This is a genomic window from Isoptericola sp. NPDC056578, assembly GCF_042793275.1.
Taxonomy (GTDB): Bacteria; Actinomycetota; Actinomycetes; order Actinomycetales; family Cellulomonadaceae; genus Isoptericola.
The window spans coordinates 1-21,212 of sequence record NZ_JBHTVC010000020.1 but is presented as its reverse complement, the minus strand read 5'-3'; the positions used below and the strand labels follow the sequence as shown (position 1 = coordinate 21,212).

Genomic DNA, 21,212 nt, shown 5'->3' with positions numbered 1-21,212 from the left:
TCGGAGCATGAGCGACTTCCAGGTCAACCCGCGCGTCAAGTCCGAGCCCACCGGTGCCGTCCTCGGGCGCTTCCTCGGCGCGTTCGTGCTCTTCCTGGGCGGCCTCGTGCTGTTCGGCTCCGGCGTCTCCGGCGGGAACCCGACCCTGGACCCCTACTTCGTCGTCGGCGGCATCCTCGCCGTCTCGCTGGCCTTCGGCCTGCCGATGATCGGCGCGCACGAGCGCGGCTGACCCCGCCTCACCGCACTGCCGAACAGGCGGTTGGCACCGTGATCGAGCGCCAGTTCGCTCGATCACGGTGTCAACCGCCTGTTCGTCGTCCTGCGGGGGCGGTCAGGGGCTCAGCAGGGCCGACGTCCAGGCCTCGACGCCGGCGGCGTCGATGGGCAGGGCGTCGGAGAGCACCTCGTGCCCGTCGTCCGTGACGAGCAGGTCGTCCTCCAGCCGCACGCCGATGCCGCGCAGCTCCGGCGGCACGGTGAGGTCGTGGGCGTGGAAGTACAGGCCCGGCTCGACGGTCATGACGACGCCCGGCTCCAGGTCGGCGCCCATGTAGTCCTTCCAGTCGCTGTGCGCGCAGTCGTGCACGTCGAGCCCCAGGTGGTGGCCGATCCCGCACACCAGCCAGCGGCGGTGGTGCTGGCCCTGCGGGGACAGCGCCTCGTCGACGGACACGGGCAGCAGGCCCCAGTCGTGCAGGCCCTGGGCGATGACCTCCATCGCCGCGTAGTGGAAGTCGAGGTAGTTCACCCCGGGCTTCACGTGCGCCATCCCCGCGCGATGGCTCTTCTCGACCAGGTCGTGCACGGCGCGCTGCTCGGCGCTGAACCGGCCCGACGGCGGCACGGTGCGCGTGACGTCGGCGGTGTACAGGGTGTCGGTCTCGACGCCCATGTCGAGCAGCAGGGCCGCGTCGGGCAGCACGGGGCCGTCGCAGCGCACCCAGTGCAGGGTGGGCGCGTGCGGGCCGCTGCCGACGATCGTGGCGTAGCCCGGCCCGTTGCCGGTGGTGCGGGCGTGCCGGTCGAACGTGCCCTGCAGCCAGCGCTCGCCGCCGGACCGCACCGCCGCGGGGATCTCCCGGGCCACGGCCTCGAAGCCCGTCACCGTGTGGTCGACGGCGGCGCGCAGCTGCGCCACCTCCCACGCGTCCTTGACCATGCGCAGGTCCGCGCACGCGCGGGCGAGCTCGGGCGAGAGCTCGAGGCCGTGCCGCGCCACGACGTCGGCCGGGACCGCGCGGCCGGCCCACCAGCCGGAGCCGTGCGCGAGCGCGTCGTCGAGCTCCGCCAGCGGGCGCACCGGGACGCCCAGCGCCTGCTCCCACTCGCCGAGCCCGGGGGAGGCGCCCACCCACAGCTCGCCGTGCATCGCGTCGGAGAAGAACGCCGGGTCGCCCGGCCGGGCCGGCGGCGGCGCGTAGAGCACGGCGTCCACCCCGTGCAGCACGACCACGGCGTCCTCGAGCTGGCAGCCGGTGAGCCACACGAAGTCGCTGTCGGCGCGGAAGTCGTACGACGTGTCGTTGCTGCGCACCGGGGCTCGCCCTGCGCCGACGACGACGGTCCTCCCGGCGAGCCGCTCGGCCAGCCGGGCGCGATGGGCGGCCGCGGCCTCGGCGGCGCCGGCGGGCACCCGGGCGGGCACGACGTCGGCGGACCAGCCCTGGGCGATCATCTCGGTGAAGGCCGGCACCTCCGTGAGGCGCGGGGTCCGGTTCCCCGAGTGCGGGGGGCGGTGGTCGTGGTGCTGCGTCATCGTTCTCCTCCTGCGTCCCGGACCAGCTCCCGCAGGCGCCGCAGCACCCGGGGGTCGCCGAGTCCGTCGTGCTCGTACTCGTTGGTCACCCAGGCGTGGGAGCTCCCCAGCCTGGACAGGGTGTCGAGCTGCAGGCCCGAGTCCACGTACATGTCGTCGAAGTACACGGCGGCGGCCAGCGGCACGTCGTTCGCGGCGAGCCGCTCGACGTCGTACAGCGGGCTCCACTCCCGGCGCGCGGCGAGCTCGTGCACCGCCGGTGCGAAGGGCCTCAGCAGCCGCACCTCGTCGAACATCCACGGGAACGCCATCTCGCCCGTGAGCAGCAGCGGTCGCTCGTCGGGCCCGAACTGCGGCCGCTCGTCGCGGGCGCGCTGCGCCGCCCACGCCGTCGGGCCGTTCGCGCCGTCGCCGTAGATGGACTCCTGGAGCGTCCAGAACAGGGGGTTCGACGCCGAGGACGAGCGCACCAGCACCTGCTCCAGGAACGCGTGCGACAGCCTGCCGGGGCGCACGAACGCCTCGTCGACCAGCCAGTGCAGGCGCTCCGAGCCGGGCTTCATCCCCAGGTCGATCCCCAGGGACTGGAACCGGTGCACCGTGAGGGTGTCGCCGTCGGGCAGGCGCACGTCGCCCTCGGCGAGCCGGTCGGCGATCGCGGCCACGGCGTCGACGTCCTGCGGGTACAGGTCGTAGTAGCGGCGCGTCTTGGCCTCGGCGCGCGCGAACGTGCGCCGGTAGACCTCGTCGGCGCTCGCGGGCGTGCCGGGGATGCCGCCCGTGACGTAGCAGGCCGCCAGACCCTCCGGCGCGGTCGAGAGGTAGGCGAGCGTGATCCAGCCGCCGAACGACTGGCCCAGGCTCGCCCACCGGCGGCCGTCGTAGTGCGTGCGGCGCACGTGCTCGAGGTCGGCCACGATCGAGTCGGCGCGGAAGCACGCGAGGTAGTCGGCGGCCGCGACGGCGTCCCCGCGCGCCGCGACGGCCTCGCCGTCCAACGGCGTGCTGCGGCCGGTGCCGCGCTGGTCCGGCAGGATCACGCGGTACGTCGTCAGGGCCTCGTCGATCCAGCCGTCGCGCTTGAGGGGGCGGGGCGACGCACCGCCCGGCCCGCCCTGCAGGTACACGAGCAGGGGCAGGTCGTCGCCGCGCCGGTCCGGGTCGACCAGCTCGCGCCAGAAGACCTCGATCTGCTCGCCGTCGAGCCGCGACCAGTCGAGAGGGACGGTGGCGCTGTGCTCGGTGACGTGCAGGCCCGGCAGGTGATAGGTGGTCACGCGGTCGTCTCCTCCTCGGTGGCGGTGGCGGTGGCGGTGGCCTCGGGCGTCGCCGCGGCCCGTGCCTCGGCCGCCTCGCGGCGCGCCCGCTCCCACTCGGGCCGGATGCGCGGCACGGCGGCCAGCAGGGTCCGGGTGTACTCGTGCTGCGGGTCGTCGAAGACGGCGTCGCGCTCGCCCTGCTCGACGATGCGGCCCTGCGACATCACCGCGACGCGGTCGGCGATCTGCCGCACCACCGCGAGGTCGTGCGCGATGAAGAGGTAGCTGAACCCCTCCTCGCGCTGCAGCCGGCGCAGCAGGTTGATGATCTGCGCCTGCACGGACACGTCGAGCGCGGAGACCGCCTCGTCGCAGACCACCAGCCGCGGCGACACCGCGAGCGCGCGGGCGATGCCGATGCGCTGCGCCTGGCCGCCGGAGAACTGCGACGGGTAGCGACGGTGGTGGTCGGGGTCCAGGCCCACCCGCTCCATGAGCTGCTGCGTGAACGCCCGCGCGCCGCCCGGCACCTCGCGCCCCTGGTAGACCAGGGGCGCGGTGACGATGCGCTCCACGGTGTGCCGTGGGTTGAGCGACGAGTACGGGTCCTGGAAGACCACCTGCACGTCGCTGCGGAACCGCCGCAGCCGGTCGCCCTTCGCGTGCGTCACGGGCTCGCCGTCGAAGACGACCTCGCCCGACGTCGCGTCCGTCAGCCGCGCGACGATCCGCGCCGTCGTCGACTTGCCGGACCCCGACTCGCCGACCAGGGCCAGCGTCTCCCGCGCGTGCACCTCGAGGCTCACCCCGTCGACCGCCCGGAACGTGTCCGCGCGGCCCAGCAGCCCGCCGGTGCCGGGCACCGCGAACTCCTTGACCAGGTCGGTGGCGCGCAGCAGCGGCCCGGCGTCGTGCGACGTCGCCGACGCCGGTGCGCTCGCGGGGGCGACGGCGTCGGCCCCGGTGCTCTGCCCGGTGCTCGTCGTGCTCATGGCTTCCCTCCCACGCCGGCGGTGCCGGCGGTGCTGTCGATGCCGCGCAGCTCGCCGATCTCGTCGTCGATCCGGGGGACGGCGCCGAGCAGCGCCCGCGTGTACGGGTGCTGCGGGTCGGAGAACAGCCGCTCGGCCGGTGCCTGCTCCACGGCCACGCCGTGCCGCATGACGACGACGTCCTCGGCGATCTCGGACACGACGGCGAGGTCGTGCGAGATGAGGATGAGCGCCGTCCCCGTCTCCCGCCGCACCTCCTGGAGCAGGTCGAGGATCTGGGCCTGCACGGTGACGTCAAGGGCCGTGGTGGGCTCGTCGGCGATGAGCAGGTCCGGCTCGGTGGACAGCGCCATCGCGATCATCACGCGCTGGCGCATCCCGCCGGAGAACTGGTGCGGGTAGTGGTCCACCCGCCGGGCGGCGTCCGCGATGTGCACGCGCTCCATCGCCTCGACCGCGACCTTGCGCGCCTGGCGCCGGGTGACCCCGGGCCGGTGCGCCCGGTAGGCCTCCTCGATCTGCATCCCCACGGAGTAGTACGGGTTCAGGGACGACAGCGGGTCCTGGAAGATCATCGACATGCGGTCGCCGCGCAGGCGCCGCACCTTCGACTCGGGCAGCGACGTCAGGTCCGCGCCGTCCAGGGACACCCGGCCGCGCAGGCTCGCCGTGGGCGGCAGCAGCCCCATGACGGCCAGCGACGTCATCGACTTGCCGGAGCCCGACTCGCCGACGATCCCCAGCGACGCGCCCTGCTCCAGCGTGAACGAGAGCCCGTCCACGACGTCGACCGGCCCGTGCGCCGTCCGGAAGGTGATGGTGAGGTCCTCGACCTCGAGCAGCGTGCTCATGCCGGCCCCCTCATGCCCTGGCCCCGACCCGGACGCGCGGGTCGATGGTGGTGTAGACGATGTCGACGATCACGTTCCCGACGATCACCAGGAACGCCGCGACGAGCGTGACGCCCATGATGACCGGCTGGTCGTTCTTGGTGATCGAGTCGGACGCCATCTTGCCGATGCCGTTGAGGCCGAAGACGGTCTCGATGATGATCGCGCCGCCCAGCAGGCCGGCGAAGTCCATGCCGAACAGCGTCACGACCGGCGTCAGCGCGGGCCGCAGCGCGTGCCGCCGCCACACCAGCCGGGGCGCGAGCCCCTTGGCGCGCGCCGTGCGCACGAAGTTCTCGTCCAGGGTGTCGAGCACGTTCGCCCGCGTGAGCCGCTGGTACATCGACGCGTAGGTGAACGCGAGCACCAGCCACGGCATGACGAAGTTGAGGAACCACTGCCCGGGGTCGGCGGCGAACGGCACCGCCTGGGGGAACGGCAGCCACCCGAGCCTGACCACCAGCACGTACTGGAGCACCAGGGCGAGCACGTAGTTGGGGATGGAGACGCCGCCCAGCGCGGCGCCGGTCGCCGCCCGGTCGAACCAGGTGCCCTTCTTGATCGCCGCGATCATGCCGCCCGAGACGCCCATGAGCAGCCACAGCACGGCGGCGCCCACGGCGAGCGTGGCCGAGACGCCGAAGCGCTGCTCGAACATCTCGAGCACGGGCTGCCCGGTCTGGAAGGAGTAGCCCAGGCAGGGCGCGGCGCAGTCGATCGCGTTGGCGCCCGTGCCGTAGGTGGTGCCGACGAACAGCCCGGACAGGAAGCCGAAGAACTGCTCGTAGAACGGCCGGTCGAGGCCCAGGTTGGTGCGGATCTGGTCGATCAGCTCGGGCGTGCAGTTCTTGCCGCAGATCTGCACGGCAGGGTCGGGGGAGAGCGCGAAGAAGATCGCGTACGTGAACAGGACGACGAGGAACAGCACGCCCACCATGCCGGCGAGCCTCGTCACGAGAAAGCGGACCATCAGCGCCTCTCCCCCGCGTCGACGACGTCCTTGAGCCGGTCGCCGAGGACCGTGAAGGACAGCACGAGCAGGAACAGGAAGGTTCCGGGGATCAGGAAGTACATGGGGTCGACGGCGTACCAGCTCATCGACTGCGCGATCATCTGCCCCCAGGACGGGGTCGGCGGGACCACGCCCACGCCGAGGAAGCTCAGCCCCGCCTCCGTGCCGATGTACCCGGGCACGGCGAGCGTCGTCATGACGATGATCGTGGAGCGCAGGTTCGGCAGGATCTCCAGCAGCACGATCCGCCAGCCCGACGCCCCGGACGCCCGGGCCGCCTCGACGAACTCGCGCTGGGTGATCGTCATCGTCTGCCCCCGTACGACGCGCGCCAGGTACGGCCACCCGAACACGGAGATGACCAGCACCAGCAACGGCGCCCGGTTGCTCGCGGGGAGCGCCGACAGGATCGCGATCATGAAGATCAGCGCGGGGAACGCCATGAGGAAGTCCATGACGCGCGAGACGACCTGGTCGACCTTGCCCCCGTGGTACCCGGCGAGGAGCCCGAAGAGGACGCCGAGCAGGGTGGTGAGGGCGGTGGCGGCCAGCGCGATGAGCATGGAGGTGCGCGCGCCGTAGACGATGCGCGCGAACAGGTCGCGGCCCGTGCCGGGCTCGACGCCGAACCAGTGCTCGGCGCTGATCCCGCCGAGCGGTCCGATCGGCAGGCCGCCGAGGTTCGGGTCGATGGCGGTCTGGTCGAACTCGTACGGGCCCCAGCCCGAGAGCTGGACGACGAGCGGCGCGGCGACGGCCAGGAGCGCGACGAGCGCGATGTACGACAGGGCGAGCACCGCCCCGCGGTGGCGGAGCAGGTGGTGCCAGACCCCCTGCCGGCGCGCCGGGGGCGCGGCGCCGACGGACGGCGCGCCCCCGGCCTCGGTCTCGAGCGTGGTCATGCTGAGGGTCATGGCTCAGCCCTTGCTCGGGTCCTTGAGCCCGACGCCGGTGTAGTCGAGCCCACCGGTCGCGACGCCGGGGCTGGAGTACACCCCGGTGACGTTCTCCCCGGGCAGCAGCACGACCTTCTCCACCAGCAGCGGCACGATCGGCGCCTCGGTGAGGACCTGCTCGTCGAGGTTGCCCCACGCCTCGTTCGCCGCCGTCGGGTCCGTGACGGCGAGCGCGTCGTCGATGGCGGAGTTGATCGCCGGGTCGTCGATCTGGGCGAGGTTCGAGTTGCCCTTGTCCGTGATGCGGCGCCCGTCGAACAGCGGCGGGATCACGGTGCTCGCCGACGACGCCCAGTCCGGGCACCAGCCCGTGATCGCGGCATCGTTCTGCAGCTTGGGCGTGCCGATCGTCTCGTAGAACTTCGAGGTGTCGATCGGGTTGAACGTGACCTTGATGCCCACGCGGGACAGCGACTGCTGCACGGCCTCGGCCTGCGCCTGCAGCTTGGGCTGCGTGCGCATGTCGAGCGTCATCTCGAACCCGTCGGCGTAGCCGGCCTCGGCGAGCAGCTCCTTGGCCTTGTCGACGTCGCCGGTGTTCCCCTCGCTGGGGTACAGGTCGAAGTCCTTGAACCCGGCCACCGACTGCGGGATCGTCGTGCTGGCGATGTCGGCGAGCATCGTGCCGCCGGTGCCGTTCTGCACGGCCGCCTTGTCCACCGCGTACGAGATCGCCTGACGTACCTTGACGTCGTCGAAGGGCTTCTTGGTGGTGTTCAGGCCCATGTAGGTCGTGCAGACGCCCGGCCAGTCGACCAGCCGGTCCTTGTACTTGGGGTCCTGCAGGCGCGCGAGCGTGGCGGGCTGCAGGTTGCCGCCGATGGCGTTGACGTCGGTGCCCTGGCCGGCGAGCAGGCGCTCGTCGATGGTGGCCGGGTCCAGGCCGAGCTGGAAGTTCCAGCCGTCCGGCTTGGCGGTGCGCACCTCGTCGGTGGCCGCGTCCCAGTTCTCGTTGCGCACGAGCTTGATGACGCTGCCGGGGGTGTACTCGTCGAGCGTGTACGGGCCGGACGCGACGAGGTCGTTGAGGAACTCGTCGCCGGCGCCGGAGCCCACGGGGAACGGCGCGAAGTTGGGCTGCGACGCGACGGCCGGGAAGTCGGGGAACGGCGCCTTGAGGTGGAAGACGATCGTGGTGTCGTCGGGCGTCTCGATGGTCTTCAGGTCGCCGGACTTGTACGGCCCCTCGTAGTCCTCCGGCGCGTCGATGACCTGCTTGGCGTACGGGGAGCCGATGCCGATCTCCGGGTCCCAGGCCCGCGAGACGCCGAACTTCACCTCGGCGGACGTGATGGGCGTGCCGTCGTCGAACTTCAGCCCGTCCTTGAGCGTGAACGTCCAGGTGAGGCCGTCGTCCGACACCGTGCCGGTGTCCGTGGCGAGGTCGGGCACGATCTCGTTCGGGTCCTCGGCGCTGCCGGACGCCGGTGTCGTGAGGGTGCGGTACACGAGGCGGTAGAAGTTGTTGACGCCGCCGTCCCAGCCCTTGGCCGGGTCGAGGTAGGAGAAGTCGGCGTTCTGCAGCACCTGGACGACGCCGCCCTCGGCGGGCTGGCCCTCGAGGCCGCCGGCGGTGCTCGCCGTCGAGCCGCCGCCTCCGCCCCCGGACGAGCACGCGCCGAGCGCGAGGAGGGCCGCGACGCCGAACGCTGCGGCACGGAGGGCTGGTCTGGTCACTCGTCGTGTCATGGAAAACCTCCCAGGGTGGGGATGGTGCGACGGGTCGGTCGGGACGTGCGGTGGTGCGGGTGCGGTGGTGCGGGTCAGGACGTCCGGAGGAAGACGCGCATGGCGCCCACCTCGCGGTTGCCCCAGAGCGCGTAGGGCACGAAGGCCACCGGCGCGCGGTGCGTGGTGGGCGCCGTGGCGCCCAGCGGGGGGTACGGGTCGTCGTCCGTCGGGGGTGCGACGGCGAGGTCGCCGCGCAGCACGCGCCACGGGTGGGCGTCGTCGACGGCCAGGCGCGCCACGTCGTCGGCCCCGAGGAGCAGGTCGTCCACCGGGGCGGGCGAGTCCTGCTGCTCGACGCAGTACACGAGCGGCCCGCGCAGGACGGCGGCGCTGCCGCGCGCGGCGTCCAGGTGCGGGTGGGCGGTGACCGCCCGCACCGGCATCGGCAGGTCGAGCACGACCGTCTGCCCGGCCGTCCAGGCGCGGGTCAGGCGGAGCCAGCCGTCGACCGGGAGCTCGGCGACCTGTTCGTCGTCCACCGCGGCGGTGGCGCCCTCGGCCCACGCGGGCACGCGCAGCGCGAGGGTCGCGGGGCCGTCCGAGGCCCGGCGCACCCGCACGGTGACGCGGCCGTCCCACGGCAGGTCCGTCGTCACGTCGACGTCGAGCGCGGGGGAGTCGATCGCGGCGCTCGCGTACAGGGCCAGGGTGAGGGTGTCGTCGTCGGCCACGGCCAGGTGGTCCTGGAGCTCCGACATCCAGCGGACCACGTTGGGCGGGCAGCAGGGGCAGCCGAACCAGGCCCGGCGCAGCAGCTCGCCGTCCTTCTCCGCGCCGCTGCGCTGCTCGTGGTCCGGGCGGCGCTGCAACGGGTTGTCGTAGAAGAAGGCGGCGCCGTCCTCCGACAGCCCCACGGCGTACGCGTTGTGCAGCACCCGCTCGACGTGGTCGAGGACGTCGGCGCGGCCCGTGGCGAGGAAGAGCCGCCAGCCCCACTGCGCCGTCCCGATCGCAGCGCACGTCTCGGCGTACGCGCGCTCGGCGGGCAGCTCGAACCGGTCGCCGAACGCCTCGTCGGAGTGCCGGGAGCCGATGCCGCCGGTGAGGTAGGACTTGCGGGCGACCATGTCGTCCCACAGGTGCTCGAGGTGGGCGAGGAGCCCGTCGTCGTCCGTCTCGAGCGCGACGTCGGTGGCCCCGGCCGCGAGGTAGACCATGCGCACGGCGTGCCCGGTGACGGAGCCCAGCTCGCGCAGCGGCACGGCGTCCTGGAAGTAGTCCGCCGCGAAGATCGTGTGCGCGAGCGTGCCGGCGCCCCGGCGCTCGACGAACAGGCGGGCCTGCTCCAGGTAGCGGCGGTCGCCCGTCTCGCGGGCGAGCTCCACGAGGGCCATCTCCACCTCGGGGTGGCCGCAGTACGCCGCCTCGCCGTCGGGGCCGTACCGCTCCACGACGAGGTCCGCGAACCGCGTGGCGACGTCGAGCAGGCGGCGGTCGCCGAGCTGGCGGGTGGCGGCGACGGCGGCCTGGGCGAGGTGGCCGAGGTTGTACATCTCGTGCCCCCACGACAGGTCCTGCCAGCGCTCCTTGGGGCTCTGCGGCGACTGGTAGAAGGTGCCGAGGTAGCCGTCGGGGCGCTGGGCCCGCTCGATCAGCGCCACGGCCTCCTCGAAGAAGTCGCGGGCCGCCTCCAGCGCCGCCGCCTCGCCGTCGTCGGCCGGGTCGCGGCCGAGCTCGTAGGCGATCCCCTCGAGCGTCTTGTACACGTCGGTGTCGAGGAACGGGTAGCGCCCGCGGTAGTCGCCGACCGTCGGGTCGAGGAGCCGGCGGAAGTTGTCGAGGTTCCCGGCCTGCCGGACCTCGCGGACGACGTGCGGCACGGTGACGAGGCGGTTGCGCCGCTGCCAGTCGTGGAGCAGGCCGCCGGTCAGGCGCACGCGGTCCGTGCCGAGCGGGGTGCCGGCGCGGCCGGCCGCAGCGACGGCGGGGGCGCGGGTCGGGAGGGGAGCCAGGTTCGGGGTGACGGCCACGAAATCTCCTCGGTGGTATATCACATTGCACATGGACGCCCACGTCGCCCAGGGCGAGCCGGCGTGACGTCGTCGTCCGGTACCGCTGCCGCCGTCCGCGTCCTCGCGTCCGGCGGGTCGACCTCGGCCCCGGATCATGCCCGGAACCGCGCCGTTCCTGCAGGTGGGCCGGGTGCCGGGTCGCGGTCCCTGTGCCCGTCGCCGGGCGGGTCGCCTTGACCTGCCAGCCGATGTGGGCGGTAACATATCATGCACTACTGTGATGTCCACCACCCCCGGATCAGCCCCCGTGAGGAAGTGCTCATGTCGGAAGCCGTAGCGTCGTTCCGCCGCATCGAGGCGCCGGTGAGCCTGCGCGAGACCGTGTCGCGGGCCCTCACCGCCGCGATCGTCTCGGGCGATCTCGCCCCGGGCACGCTGGTCTCCGTGCCGTCGCTCACCGCGCGCTTCGCCGTGTCGGCGACGCCCGTGCGCGAGGCGATGCTGGACCTCGAGAAGCGCGGGTTCGTCACGGCGGTCCGCAACAAGGGCTTCCGGGTCACCGAGGTGTCGCCGGAGATGCTGAGCCACATCGCCGAGGTGCGCCAGCTCCTCGAGCCGCCGGCGATGGAGAAGCTGGCGGGGCGCTTCCCGCAGGGTGCGCTGCCGGCCCTGCGCGAGCAGGCCGACGCCATCGTCACGGGCGCGCGCTCGGGCGACCTGGTGACCTACCTCGAGGCGGACCGCGACTTCCACCTGCGGCTCACGACGCTGGCGGGCAACCCCCTGCTGGTGGACGTGGTGGCCGACCTGCGCAGCCGTGCGCGGCTGCTCGGCCTGTCCCAGATGGTCGCCACCGACCACCTGGAGCAGTCGGCGGCCGAGCACCACGAGCTGCTCGACCTGCTCGCCGCCGGCGACGCCGTCGGCGCACGGGATCTCATGCGCCGCCACATCGGCCACACCACCGGCTGGTGGGCGGGGCGCCCCGAGGAGGACTGACCCGCCGGGGTGGGCGACGTGGCCGGCCCCTCACCTGTCTTGGTATGTGACATATTACTGGCCATCTACCCAAGGAGCAGCCGATGACCGACGACGTCGTGGTCGTGGGAGCGGGCATCGTGGGCGCCGCGTGCGCCCGCGCGCTCGCCCGGCGCGGGCTCGCCGTGACCGTCCTCGACCGCGGCGGCGCGGCGTCGGGCACCACCGCCCACGGCGAGGGCAACCTGCTCGTCTCCGACAAAGAGCCCGGCCCCGAGCTGGTGCTCGCGCAGCACGCGGCCCGCCGCTGGCCGTCCCTCGTCGCGGAGCTGTCCGACGAGCTCGGCCCCCGCTTCCCCGCCGTCGAGTACGACCCGAAGGGCGGCCTCGTCGCCGCGACCACCCCCGAGGGCGCCCAGCCGTTGCGGGACTTCGCCGCTCGGCAGCGGGGCGCCGGGGTGGACGCACGGGAGGTCGACGTCACCCGCGCGCTCGAGCTCGAGCCGGCGCTCAACCCCGGCCTCACCGCCGCGGTCTGGTACCCGGAGGACGCGCAGGTGCAGCCCGTCGCGGCGGCGGAAGCGCTGCTCGCGTCCGCCCGGCGCGCGGGGGCGCGGGTGCGCACCGGTGTCGAGGTGGTGGGGGCGCTGCGCGACGGCGACCGTCTCGTCGGGGTCCGCACCACCGCCGGCGACGTGCCCGCGGGCGCCGTCGTGCTCGCCGCGGGACCGTGGTCCGGCGTCGTCGCCGCCCGGCTCGGGGCCGCGCTGCCCGTGCGCCCGCGCCGCGGGATGGTGCTGGTGACCACCCGGATGCCGCACGTCGTGCGGCACAAGGTCTACGACGGCGACTACGTGGGCGCCACGCAGTCCGGCGACGCGGCGCTCCAGACGTCGAGCGTGGTCGAGTCGACCGCCGCCGGGACCGTCCTCATCGGCTCGAGCCGCGAGCAGGTCGGCTTCGACGACCGGCTGCGCGCCGTCGTGCTGCGCGAGATGGCCGCCCGCGCCGTGCGCCTGTTCCCGTTCCTCGCCGACGCGAGCGTCATGCGCACCTATCTCGGCTTCCGCCCGTACGTGCCCGACCACCTGCCGATCGTCGGGCCGGACCCCAGGACCCCCGGCCTCTGGGTCGCGACCGGGCACGAGGGCGCCGGCATCGGGCTGGGGCCTGTCAGCGGCGAGCTGCTCGCCGACCTGTTCACCGGCGCGGAGCCCGAGGTCGACCCCGCGCCGTTCCGCGTCGACCGGCCGGCGGTGCTCGCCGCCGGCTCGTCCATCGAGAATTCAGGGGAGGCCTCATGACCACCCACCGGCCGGACGCCGGACCGCGCGCGCTGACCATCACGCTCGACGGCGAGCCCTTCGCGGGCACCGAGGGGCAGACGATCGCGGGGATGCTGCTGGCCGCCCGGCGGCGGTCGTGGCGCACCACCAGCGTCGAGGCCGCCCCGCGCGGCGTGTTCTGCGGCATCGGGGTGTGCTTCGACTGCCTCGTCACCGTCAACGGCGCGCGCGACGTGCGGGCGTGCCTGCGCCGCGCGGCCGACGGGGACGTCGTCGAGACGCAGCACGACCCGCTGCCGGGGGTGGCGTCGTGAGCCGCCGGACGGTGGTCGTCGTCGGCGCCGGGCCGGCGGGCCTGTCCGCCGCGCGCGCCGCGGCCCGCGCGGGCGCGGAGGTGACGCTGCTCGACGCGTCGGACCAGGTGGGCGGCCAGTTCTGGCGGCACCGGGTGCTCCCGGGCGGCGGCACGGCGCCCGACGAGGCCTCCTTCCACCACGGCTGGGGCACGTTCACGGCCCTGCGCGACGTCGTGGCGTCGCACCCGCGGATCGCGCTGCTGACCTCGGCCCAGGTGTGGGCGCTCGAGCGGCTCGACGACGGAGTACGCCTGCGCGTGCTGGTCGGGCCCCCCGACGCCGCCGGGCGCGAGCACCTCACCCTGACCCCCGACGCCCTGGTGCTCGCGACGGGCGCGCACGACCGCACGCTGCCCTTCCCGGGCTGGCAGCTGCCCGGCGTCACGACGGCCGGCGCGGCCCAGGCCCTCGCCAAGGCCGAGCGTGTGGCCGTGGGGGACCGTGTCGTCGTCGCGGGGGCGGGCCCGTTCCTGCTGCCCGTGGCCACGTCGCTGCTGCGCATCGGCGCCCGCGTGCTGTCGGTGCACGAGGCCGCGACCCCGGCGTCGCTGGCCCGCGGCTGGGGCGCGCGGCCGGCCGGGCTGCTGGGCGCGGCGCACAAGACCGGCGAGCTCGGCGGGTACGTCGGGACGCTCGCCCGCCACCGGGTGGCCTACCGCCTCGGCGAGGCCGTGGTCGCCGCCCGCGGGGACGGCCGGGTCGAGGAGGTGACGGTCGCGCGCGTGGACGACCGCTGGGCACCCCTGCCGGGCACCGAGCGCACCGTCGCGGCGGACGCGGTGTGCGTCTCGCACGGGTTCACGCCGCGGCTGGAGCTCGCGGTCGCGGCCGCGTGCGCGATCTCGCCCGACCGCTTCGTCGTCGTCGACGACCGGCAGCGCACGACGGCGCCCGGCGTGTGGGCCGCCGGCGAGCTGACCGGCATCGGCGGGGCCGAGGCCGCGCTCGCCGAGGGCTGGGTGGCCGGGCACCACGCCGCGACCGGCCCGTCCGCCCCCTCCGACGAGGCCGTGCCCGAGGACGCTGCGCTCGCCCGCGCGGTGCGCCGTCGCGGCCGGTCCGCCGACTTCGCGCGCCGGCTCGAGGCCGCGCACGGCATCCGCAGCGGCTGGACGTCGTGGCTGCGCGACGACACGCTCGTCTGCCGCTGCGAGGAGGTCGACGCCGGCACGCTGCGCGCGGCCGCCTGCGCCACCGCGTCGACCGACCTGCGCTCCGTGCGCCTCACGAGCCGCGCCGGGCTCGGCCCCTGCCAGGCGAGGATCTGCGGCCGCACGGTCGCGGAGCTCGTCGGGGTCGCGGATCCCGCGGCCGGCGAGGGCACGGGGGCGGCGCCCGCGGTGCCCGACCGGCGGCCGCTCGTCGTGCCCGTGCGGCTCGGCGACCTCGCCACCCTGCCCGACGACCCGGCGGCCGACACCCCCTGACTCCGACCCTCATCCCGACACCGACCTCATCCCGACACCGACCCTCGCGCCCCGAGTCCGGAGGCGCGTGAACCGAGAGGACACCGCATGAGCTCCCAGAAGATCGACCTGGGCGGCGTCGTCGTCGCGACGACGCTCCCGTTCACCCCCGACGACGCGGCGCCCGCCGGGCTCGCCGTCGACTACGCGGGCTACGCCGCGCACGTCGACCACCTCATGAACGCCGGCTGCCGCGGCGTCGGGCCGAACGGCTCGCTCGGGGAGTACTCGTCCCTCACGGACGAGGAGCGCCGCAAGGTCGTGCAGACCGCCGTGGAGGCCGTCGCGGGCCGGGGCATCGTCATCGCGGGCGTGCACGGTGTGGGCTGGCACCAGGCCCAGCACTGGGCCGAGCTCGCCCAGGAGGACGGCGCCGACGCCGTCCTGCTGCTGCCGCCCACGATCTACCGCGCCAACCGGCGCGAGATCGTCGAGCACTACAGCCGCGTGAACGAGGTGGGCCTGCCGATCATGGTCTACAACAACCCGTTCGACACCAAGGTCGACCTCACGCCCGATCTCGTGGCCGAGCTGGCGCAGCTCGAGAACGTGGTGGCCATCAAGGAGTTCTCGGGCGACGTGCGCCGGATCTCCGAGCTGCGCGAGGTGGCCGACATCGACGTCATCGCCGGCGCCGACGACCTGCTGTTCGAGTCGCTCGTCATGGGCGCGACGGGCTGGTTCGCCGGCTACCCGAACGCGATCCCCGAGGTCGCCGTCGAGCTGTACGAGCTGGTGCGGGCCGGGAAGATCACCGACGCGCGGGACCTGTACGAGAACGTCGTCGCCATGTTCCGCTGGGACTCGCGCACCGAGTTCGTGCAGGCCATCAAGCTGTCCACGCAGATCGCGGGGCGCCCGTTCGGCATCGAGACCCGCCCGCCGCGCGGACCGCTGTCCCCGGAGCAGGAGGCCGCCGTGCGCGCCGACACCGAGAAGGCCCTCGCGTACATCGCCCAGCGCTGAGCCTGTACATCGCCCTGAGCCCGGCACCGGGCCCGTCACCCAGAGAGGCCGACCATGCGATCGTCCCGCACCTTCACCGCCGTCGACTCGCACACCGAGGGGATGCCCACCCGCGTCGTCACGTCCGGGCTGGGGGTCATCCCCGGCGCGACGATGAACGACAAGCGGCTGCACTTCATCGAGCACCTCGACGACGTGCGGAAGCTGCTCGTCAACGAGCCGCGGGGGCACGCCGCGATGAGCGGCGCGATCCTGCAGCCCTCGACGCGCGACGACTGCGACTGGGGCGTCGTGTACATCGAGGTCTCCGGCTGCCTGCCGATGTGCGGGCACGGCACGATCGGCGTCGCCACCGTGCTGGTGGAGACGGGCATGGTGACCGTCACCGAGCCGACGACCACCATCCGGCTGGACACGCCGGCCGGGGTGGTCGTCGGCCGGGTGGAGGTGCGCGACGGGCACGCCGAGTCGGTGACGATCGAGAACGTGCCCAGCTTCGTCGTGCGGCTCGACGACGAGGTCGACGTGCCCGGGATCGGCACCGTCCCCTACTCGCTGGCGTTCGGCGGCAACTTCTACGCGATGGTCGACCTCGACGCCGTGAAGCTCCCGTTCGACCGCGCCCGGCAGCAGGACATCCTCGCCGCCGGGCTCGCGATCATGGACGCGATCAACACGACGGCCCCGCCGTCGCACCCCACGATCGCGGGCGTGGACCACTGCCACCACGTCGAGTTCATCGCGCCGGGCTCCACCGCGGAGCACTCCCGGCACGCGATGGCGATCCACCCCGGGTGGTTCGACCGGTCGCCCTGCGGCACCGGCACGTCCGCCCGGATGGCGGAGCTGTGGGCGCGGGGCGAGCTCGCCCTCGACACGGACTTCGTCAACGAGTCCTTCATCGGCTCGCGCTTCGTGGGCCGGTTGGTGGGGGAGACCGAGGTCGCCGGGATCCCCGCCGTGGTGCCCATCATCACCGGCCGCGCCTGGGTCACCGGCCTGGGCACCTACCTGCTCGACCCGAGCGACCCGTTCCCCACCGGCTTCCAGTTCTGAGGTGCAGACGATGACGACCCCGACAGGTGCCCCGACGACGACCGCTCCCGCGCAGGCGGACGAGGCGGCCCGCGCCGCCGCCGCGGCCGCGCCCCTCCTCGCGGACCTCCCGCCGTCGACGCGGGCCGACGCGCTGCGCGCCGTCGCCGACGTCCTCGGCGCGCACGACGACGAGCTGGTCGCGCTCGCCGCGGCCGAGACCCGGCTGGCCGAGGCGCGGCTGCGCGGCGAGCTGAAGCGCACCCGCGTGCAGCTGCGGCTGTTCGCCCGGGTGGTCGAGTCCGGCGCCTACCTCGACGTCCGGCTCGACGCCGCCGACCCGGACTTCGTGCTCGGCCCCCGCCCCGACCTGCGCCGCACGCTGTGGCCGGTCGGGCCCGTGCTCGTCTTCGCGGCGAGCAACTTCCCGTTCGCGTTCTCCGTGCCCGGCGGCGACACCGCGGCCGCGCTCGGCGCCGGCTGCCCCGTGATCGTCAAGGCGCACCCCGGGCACGTCGGGCTGTCCCGCCGCGTCGCCGACCTCATGGCCGAGGCCCTCGCCGGCACCGGGCTGCCGGACGGCACGTTCGCGCTGGTGGAGGGCGACGAGGCCGGTCGTGACCTGCTGGAGCATCCCGCGGTCCGGGCGGCCGCGTTCACCGGCTCCACGCGCGTGGGCCGGCTGCTCGCCGACGCCGCGGCGGCCCGCCCCGACCCGATCCCGTTCTACGGCGAGCTCGGCTCGCTCAACCCGGTGCTCGTGCGTCCCGCCGCCCTCGCCGACCGCGGCGAGGAGATCGCCCGCGGCTGGGTCGGGTCCGTGAGCGGCTCGGCCGGTCAGCTCTGCACCAAGCCCGGCTTCCTGCTCGTCCCCGAGGGGCACGACCTCGGGCCGGTCGTCGCCGAGGCGGCGGCCGCGGTGCCCGAGCACGCGCTGCTCAACCCCCGCGTCGGCGCGGGGTACGTCGCCGGTCGGTCAGCCGTCCTGGGCGCCCCTGGCGTCGTCGTCCTGGCCGAGGGGTCCGCGCGGACCGGGGAGGACGGCGTCGTGAGCGCGACGCCGACGTTCGTCGAGACGGACCTGGCCTCGCTCCGCGAGCACCGGGGGACCCTGCTGGAGGAGGTGTTCGGGCCGTTCGCCGTGCTCGTCACCTACCCGGAGGGGACCGACCTGGGGGCCGTCGTCGCGGAGCTCTTCCCCGGCGAGCTCACCGCGACCGTGCACCGCGGGCCGGACGAGGACGCCGAGGTCGCCGGGCTCCTGGCGACGCTGGGCCGGCACGCCGGCCGGGTGCTCGTCGACGGCTGGCCCACCGGCGTGGCCGTCACGCCGGCGATGCAGCACGGCGGCCCGTGGCCGGCCACGACGAGCGACGCGACGTCCGTGGGCACCGCCGCGATCGGCCGGTTCCTGCGCGGGATCGCCTTCCAGGACGCCCCGCAGGCCGCGCTCCCCGCGCCGTTGCAGGACGGTAACCCGTGGGGGGTCCCGCAGGCGCGGTCGGGTGTGGCAGAGTCGGCGCACTGGTAGGCAGCGAGGCCACGACCAGGCGCTTCACGGGAGGACCGACCACGTGCTCATCGCCGAAGAGCTGCTGCTCCTGGCCCACGACGACCTGCGCACCGGTCCGTCGCTGTTCGACGACGCGCCCTACCGGCTGGCCGGTGCGCTGCTCGTCGAGCTGGTGATCGCGGGCCGGGCCGCCCTGCCCCCGGTGCCCGGCGACGACGGGCCGGTCGTGGTCCTCGACCGCGCGCCGACGGGGCGCCGGGAGCTCGACGACGTCCTCGACCTCGCCGCCTCGGCACCCCGGCGCGCGACGGAGCTCGTCGACGTGCTGGCCCGCCGCGTCGAGCGGCCGCTGCTGGACGGGCTCGTCGCGCAGGGCCTGCTCCGGCGCAAGGACCGTGCCGTCTGGGGCGTGCTCCGCAGCACCCGGTGGCGCACGGTCGACGGGCCGGCGGTCGCCGCCCTGCGCCGCCGCGTGCACGGCGTCCTGCTCGACGGCGCGGTGCCCGGCGACCGCACCGCTGCGCTCCTCACCCTCGCCGAGGGCTCCGGCTGGCTCCGGCCGCCCGTGCCGCGCGACCGCCGTCGCGAGGCGGACGCCCGGATGCGGGAGCTGGCGGCGACGTGGTGGCGGGGGAGCACGGTGCGGGAGGCGGCCGGTGCGGTCGCGGCGGCGGTCGTGGGCGTCGTCAGCTCCGCGACGCTGGTGCTGCCTGCCGCCACCTGACGCGCGAGGCGGCGTTCAGGCGTCGTCGTCCAGCCGCCCGAGCAGGTCGACGGCGGCGCGGGCGTACTCGCCGATCCACCGGTCGTGGAGGCGCTTGATGGGCAGGGGCGCGAGCGCGAGGTGGCGCTCGCGCCCGACCTTGCGGCCGGTGACGAGCTCGGCCCGTTCGAGCACGCGCAGGTGCTGCAGCACGGTGGTGCGGTCGAGCTCGGGGAACAGCGCGCACAGCTCGCCGGTGGTGCGCGTGGACTCCTTGAGCGCGTCCAGCATGCGCCGGCGCACCGGCGTCGCGAGGGCCTTGAACACGGCGTCGTCGTCGGCCGGGTCGTCGTCATCCCTGGGCGGCGAGGAGTTCATGTGATAAAAATACAACATGAACGAGAAGCAGGCACTCTCCGAGCTCACCTTCACGGTCTCGGGCCGCGTCTCGCGACCCTGTCGTGACGTCTACGAGGCCATCGCGGACCCCGCACAGCTGTCCCAGTACTTCACGACCGGCGGCGCCCGAGGGCGCCTGGAGCCCGGGGTCGACGTGTCCTGGGACTTCGCGGACTTCCCCGGCCGTTTCCCCGTCACCGTCGTCGAGGCCGCCCCGCCCCGCCGCATCGTCGTCCGGTGGGAGGGCACCGACACCGCCGACGGCTCCGCCGAGACCACGACCACGTTCGAGCTCGAGCCGCTCGACGACGACACCCGCACCCTCGTCACCATCACCGAGTCCTCGTGGGCCCTCACGCCGGACGGCGCGAAGAACGCGTTCGGCAACTGCGAGGGCTGGACCGGCATGCTCGCCGCGCTCAAGGCGTGGGTCGAGCACGGCATCAATCTCCGCGAGGGCTTCTACCGGTGACTCGCCGCGGGCCCGGCGCACCAGGGGCCGGGCCCGCGGCGTGCGGTCAGGAGCCGGCCTCGATCGCCGTGGGGGCGGCGGAGCGGGTCACCTCGATGCGGCGCGGCTTGGCGTCCTCGGCGACGGGGATGGTCAGCGTGAGCACACCGTCGGCGTACGACGCGGAGATCTGATCCAGCGCCAGCCCGCGCCCGAGCGTGAGCTGCCGGGCGACGGTGCCGGTGGCACGCTCCCGCAGCAGCCACTGCCCCTCGGCGGAGCGCGGCGTGCGCTCTGCCCGGATGGTCAGCGTCCGGTCCTCGCACGAGACGTCGATGCTGCCGGGGTCGATCCCGGGCAGGTCGACCGCCAGGACGTAGTGGTCGCCCTCGCGGAACAGATCCATCGGCATGCCCGGAGCGCTCCGACCGTTCAGGGCGAGCGAACCGAACAGCCGGTCCATCTCCTGGAACGGGTCTCGGTAGGTAGCCATCGCGCATCACCTCCTCGTCGTGAGGCCGCGCCCGCGGCCTCGGTCGCGAGACGGCGGGCCGGGCCCTCCGGCGTCCGCCGTGGCTACACCTGGTGTTTTAGCACTCGCCGAAGGAGAGTGCCAGATCCTGGTGATCGCCGTCGGCGAACGCCGGGGCCCGCACCGGTCAGACGGTGCGGCGCACCTCGTCGAGGAACTTGCGGGTGTGCTCGCGCAGGGCGGCGACGCGCCGCTCGACGATCGCCTCGCGGACGCCGGGGTCGTCGCGCCCCGCCTCGGCGAGGGTGGGACGACGGCGCGCGTTGCGGGAGCAGCGGAAGTCGCCGCAGACGAGCGTGCCGATGGTGTCGCCCTTGCGGCCGGCGGCGCCGCCGCGCTTGGCGACGAAGAGCTGCACGTCGCGGGTCTCGACGACGTCCTCGCACCACGCGCACATGGCGGCGCGGCGCGGGCCGGTGCGCTCGGCGGCACGCAGGAGGACGCCGACGGGCTCGGCGTCGGGCGCGTCGTCGAGCGTCATGACGACGTACGCGGACAGGGGCTGCTTGCGGTCGCGCCAGCCCAGGTAGTCGAGGCGGTCCCAGTCGACGTCGGCGAGGTCGGGGACGATCATGCGCTGCCGCTCGCTGCGGGTGGCGTTGACGAGGGAGGCACGGAGCTGCTGCTCGGTGAGCGGGGTCATGAGGGATCGGCTTTCAGGTGAGCGAGGGTGGGCAGGACAAAGCCCCGCACCGCCTCACCTGCCGGCCCCTGCGGGGGCTCAGACGGAGGCGGTGCCGGGGCAGGCGGGACTGCCCGAGCAGGCCTGGTGGCCCACCCCGCTCCCTGCGACGCCCGGCATCGCTGTCTCCTCGCTCGTGTGAAAAGTCGTGGTCCGCTCGCGCCCCCGAGGGCACGACCGGCCCCTCCATGGTGGCACGGGACCGTCGCCCGGGTCGACGTCTATTCCGTCACCCCCGGCGCCAAGACCCGCCGACCATGCGGTTGCGCACGTTCTGAACGCTCAGAACGTGCG

At 74.2% G+C, this 21,212-nt stretch carries 21 protein-coding genes; 10 read left to right on the top strand and 11 right to left on the bottom strand.

What is annotated here, in order from left to right; translation table 11 throughout:
- The first annotated feature begins 7 nt into the window (after positions 1 to 7).
- Positions 8 to 232 carry a hypothetical protein gene (locus ACFQ80_RS10080; RefSeq protein ID WP_430550784.1) on the top strand — a complete coding sequence of 75 codons (225 nt, stop codon included), beginning with the start codon at positions 8 to 10 and terminating at the stop codon, positions 230 to 232.
- Between the two features lie 102 nt (positions 233 to 334).
- Here ACFQ80_RS10080 and ACFQ80_RS10075 read toward each other — a convergent pair whose 3' ends face one another.
- The 8 genes from ACFQ80_RS10075 to ACFQ80_RS10040 form a co-directional block, all read right to left on the bottom strand.
- Positions 335 to 1,759, bottom strand: a complete 1,425-nt coding sequence (locus ACFQ80_RS10075) for an aminopeptidase P family protein (protein ID WP_430563554.1) — start codon at positions 1,757 to 1,759, stop codon at positions 335 to 337.
- Positions 1,756 to 3,036 (bottom strand): alpha/beta fold hydrolase, encoded by a 1,281-nt coding sequence (locus ACFQ80_RS10070; RefSeq protein ID WP_430563553.1) that lies wholly within the window; start codon positions 3,034 to 3,036, stop codon positions 1,756 to 1,758. Before ACFQ80_RS10070 ends, ACFQ80_RS10075 begins: the two co-directional genes overlap by 4 nt.
- On the bottom strand, positions 3,033 to 4,010 hold the full coding sequence (locus ACFQ80_RS10065; protein ID WP_430563552.1) for an ATP-binding cassette domain-containing protein: 978 nt from the start codon (positions 4,008 to 4,010) through the stop codon (positions 3,033 to 3,035). Before ACFQ80_RS10065 ends, ACFQ80_RS10070 begins: the two co-directional genes overlap by 4 nt.
- Positions 4,007 to 4,861, bottom strand: a complete 855-nt coding sequence (locus ACFQ80_RS10060) for an ABC transporter ATP-binding protein (RefSeq protein ID WP_430563551.1) — start codon at positions 4,859 to 4,861, stop codon at positions 4,007 to 4,009. The genes ACFQ80_RS10065 and ACFQ80_RS10060 overlap by 4 nt, the downstream gene beginning before the upstream one ends.
- A 10-nt stretch (positions 4,862 to 4,871) precedes the next feature.
- Positions 4,872 to 5,870: an ABC transporter permease gene (locus tag ACFQ80_RS10055; protein ID WP_430550789.1), complete on the bottom strand. Its 999-nt coding sequence runs from the start codon at positions 5,868 to 5,870 to the stop codon at positions 4,872 to 4,874.
- On the bottom strand, positions 5,870 to 6,826 hold the full coding sequence (locus tag ACFQ80_RS10050; protein WP_430563550.1) for an ABC transporter permease: 957 nt from the start codon (positions 6,824 to 6,826) through the stop codon (positions 5,870 to 5,872). Before ACFQ80_RS10050 ends, ACFQ80_RS10055 begins: the two co-directional genes overlap by 1 nt.
- A 3-nt stretch (positions 6,827 to 6,829) precedes the next feature.
- Complete coding sequence (locus ACFQ80_RS10045; RefSeq protein ID WP_430563549.1) at positions 6,830 to 8,557, bottom strand: ABC transporter substrate-binding protein; 1,728 nt, start codon at positions 8,555 to 8,557, stop codon at positions 6,830 to 6,832.
- Positions 8,558 to 8,631: 74 nt separating this feature from the next.
- Complete coding sequence (locus ACFQ80_RS10040; RefSeq protein WP_430563548.1) at positions 8,632 to 10,569, bottom strand: glycoside hydrolase family 127 protein; 1,938 nt, start codon at positions 10,567 to 10,569, stop codon at positions 8,632 to 8,634.
- A gap of 303 nt (positions 10,570 to 10,872) precedes the next feature.
- Here ACFQ80_RS10040 and ACFQ80_RS10035 point away from each other — a divergent pair, with 303 nt between their 5' ends.
- From ACFQ80_RS10035 to ACFQ80_RS10000, 8 genes are all read left to right on the top strand, one after another.
- Complete coding sequence (locus ACFQ80_RS10035) at positions 10,873 to 11,550, top strand: GntR family transcriptional regulator (protein ID WP_430563547.1); 678 nt, start codon at positions 10,873 to 10,875, stop codon at positions 11,548 to 11,550.
- 83 nt (positions 11,551 to 11,633) lie between these two features.
- The gene (locus ACFQ80_RS10030) at positions 11,634 to 12,833 is read left to right on the top strand and encodes an NAD(P)/FAD-dependent oxidoreductase (RefSeq protein WP_430563546.1); all 1,200 of its coding nucleotides are present in this window, start codon (positions 11,634 to 11,636) and stop codon (positions 12,831 to 12,833) included.
- On the top strand, positions 12,830 to 13,129 hold the full coding sequence (locus tag ACFQ80_RS10025; protein ID WP_430550795.1) for a (2Fe-2S)-binding protein: 300 nt from the start codon (positions 12,830 to 12,832) through the stop codon (positions 13,127 to 13,129). Before ACFQ80_RS10030 ends, ACFQ80_RS10025 begins: the two co-directional genes overlap by 4 nt.
- A complete protein-coding gene (locus ACFQ80_RS10020; RefSeq protein WP_430563545.1) occupies positions 13,126 to 14,598 on the top strand; it encodes an NAD(P)/FAD-dependent oxidoreductase in 1,473 nt (490 codons plus the stop codon). The genes ACFQ80_RS10025 and ACFQ80_RS10020 overlap by 4 nt, the downstream gene beginning before the upstream one ends.
- Before the next feature lie 87 nt (positions 14,599 to 14,685).
- Positions 14,686 to 15,603, top strand: coding sequence for a dihydrodipicolinate synthase family protein (locus ACFQ80_RS10015; RefSeq protein ID WP_430563544.1), 918 nt, complete (start codon positions 14,686 to 14,688; stop codon positions 15,601 to 15,603).
- 54 nt (positions 15,604 to 15,657) lie between these two features.
- Positions 15,658 to 16,659, top strand: a complete 1,002-nt coding sequence (locus ACFQ80_RS10010) for a proline racemase family protein (protein ID WP_430563543.1) — start codon at positions 15,658 to 15,660, stop codon at positions 16,657 to 16,659.
- A gap of 10 nt (positions 16,660 to 16,669) precedes the next feature.
- Positions 16,670 to 18,169: an aldehyde dehydrogenase family protein gene (locus tag ACFQ80_RS10005; RefSeq protein ID WP_430563542.1), complete on the top strand. Its 1,500-nt coding sequence runs from the start codon at positions 16,670 to 16,672 to the stop codon at positions 18,167 to 18,169.
- A 43-nt stretch (positions 18,170 to 18,212) separates the two neighbouring features.
- Positions 18,213 to 18,875 carry a GPP34 family phosphoprotein gene (locus ACFQ80_RS10000; protein WP_430563541.1) on the top strand — a complete coding sequence of 221 codons (663 nt, stop codon included), beginning with the start codon at positions 18,213 to 18,215 and terminating at the stop codon, positions 18,873 to 18,875.
- A gap of 15 nt (positions 18,876 to 18,890) precedes the next feature.
- Here ACFQ80_RS10000 and ACFQ80_RS09995 read toward each other — a convergent pair whose 3' ends face one another.
- Positions 18,891 to 19,232, bottom strand: a complete 342-nt coding sequence (locus tag ACFQ80_RS09995; RefSeq protein WP_430563540.1) for an ArsR/SmtB family transcription factor — start codon at positions 19,230 to 19,232, stop codon at positions 18,891 to 18,893.
- Between the two features lie 16 nt (positions 19,233 to 19,248).
- On the opposite strand from ACFQ80_RS09995, the gene ACFQ80_RS09990 reads away from it, so the two are divergent.
- A complete protein-coding gene (locus ACFQ80_RS09990) occupies positions 19,249 to 19,725 on the top strand; it encodes an SRPBCC domain-containing protein (protein WP_430550802.1) in 477 nt (158 codons plus the stop codon).
- Positions 19,726 to 19,771: 46 nt separating this feature from the next.
- Here ACFQ80_RS09990 and ACFQ80_RS09985 read toward each other — a convergent pair whose 3' ends face one another.
- The gene (locus ACFQ80_RS09985; protein WP_430563539.1) at positions 19,772 to 20,197 is read right to left on the bottom strand and encodes an Hsp20/alpha crystallin family protein; all 426 of its coding nucleotides are present in this window, start codon (positions 20,195 to 20,197) and stop codon (positions 19,772 to 19,774) included.
- 166 nt (positions 20,198 to 20,363) lie between these two features.
- A complete protein-coding gene (locus tag ACFQ80_RS09980; RefSeq protein ID WP_430563538.1) occupies positions 20,364 to 20,879 on the bottom strand; it encodes an FBP domain-containing protein in 516 nt (171 codons plus the stop codon).
- Positions 20,880 to 21,212: the final 333 nt, after the last annotated feature.

Coding starts and splice junctions, on each gene's coding strand:
- ACFQ80_RS09980 (WP_430563538.1), bottom strand. CDS start 20,879: ATGACCCCGCTCACCGAGCAGCAGCTCCGTGCCTCCCTCGTCAACGCC.
- ACFQ80_RS10005 (WP_430563542.1), top strand. CDS start 16,670: ATGACGACCCCGACAGGTGCCCCGACGACGACCGCTCCCGCGCAGGCG.
- ACFQ80_RS09985 (WP_430563539.1), bottom strand. CDS start 20,197: ATGGCTACCTACCGAGACCCGTTCCAGGAGATGGACCGGCTGTTCGGT.
- ACFQ80_RS10025 (WP_430550795.1), top strand. CDS start 12,830: ATGACCACCCACCGGCCGGACGCCGGACCGCGCGCGCTGACCATCACG.
- ACFQ80_RS09995 (WP_430563540.1), bottom strand. CDS start 19,232: ATGAACTCCTCGCCGCCCAGGGATGACGACGACCCGGCCGACGACGAC.
- ACFQ80_RS10060 (WP_430563551.1), bottom strand. CDS start 4,861: ATGAGCACGCTGCTCGAGGTCGAGGACCTCACCATCACCTTCCGGACG.
- ACFQ80_RS10055 (WP_430550789.1), bottom strand. CDS start 5,870: ATGGTCCGCTTTCTCGTGACGAGGCTCGCCGGCATGGTGGGCGTGCTG.
- ACFQ80_RS10030 (WP_430563546.1), top strand. CDS start 11,634: ATGACCGACGACGTCGTGGTCGTGGGAGCGGGCATCGTGGGCGCCGCG.
- ACFQ80_RS10050 (WP_430563550.1), bottom strand. CDS start 6,826: ATGACCCTCAGCATGACCACGCTCGAGACCGAGGCCGGGGGCGCGCCG.
- ACFQ80_RS10075 (WP_430563554.1), bottom strand. CDS start 1,759: ATGACGCAGCACCACGACCACCGCCCCCCGCACTCGGGGAACCGGACC.
- ACFQ80_RS10080 (WP_430550784.1), top strand. CDS start 8: ATGAGCGACTTCCAGGTCAACCCGCGCGTCAAGTCCGAGCCCACCGGT.
- ACFQ80_RS10010 (WP_430563543.1), top strand. CDS start 15,658: ATGCGATCGTCCCGCACCTTCACCGCCGTCGACTCGCACACCGAGGGG.
- ACFQ80_RS10015 (WP_430563544.1), top strand. CDS start 14,686: ATGAGCTCCCAGAAGATCGACCTGGGCGGCGTCGTCGTCGCGACGACG.
- ACFQ80_RS09990 (WP_430550802.1), top strand. CDS start 19,249: ATGAACGAGAAGCAGGCACTCTCCGAGCTCACCTTCACGGTCTCGGGC.
- ACFQ80_RS10035 (WP_430563547.1), top strand. CDS start 10,873: ATGTCGGAAGCCGTAGCGTCGTTCCGCCGCATCGAGGCGCCGGTGAGC.
- ACFQ80_RS10065 (WP_430563552.1), bottom strand. CDS start 4,010: ATGAGCACGACGAGCACCGGGCAGAGCACCGGGGCCGACGCCGTCGCC.
- ACFQ80_RS10045 (WP_430563549.1), bottom strand. CDS start 8,557: ATGACACGACGAGTGACCAGACCAGCCCTCCGTGCCGCAGCGTTCGGC.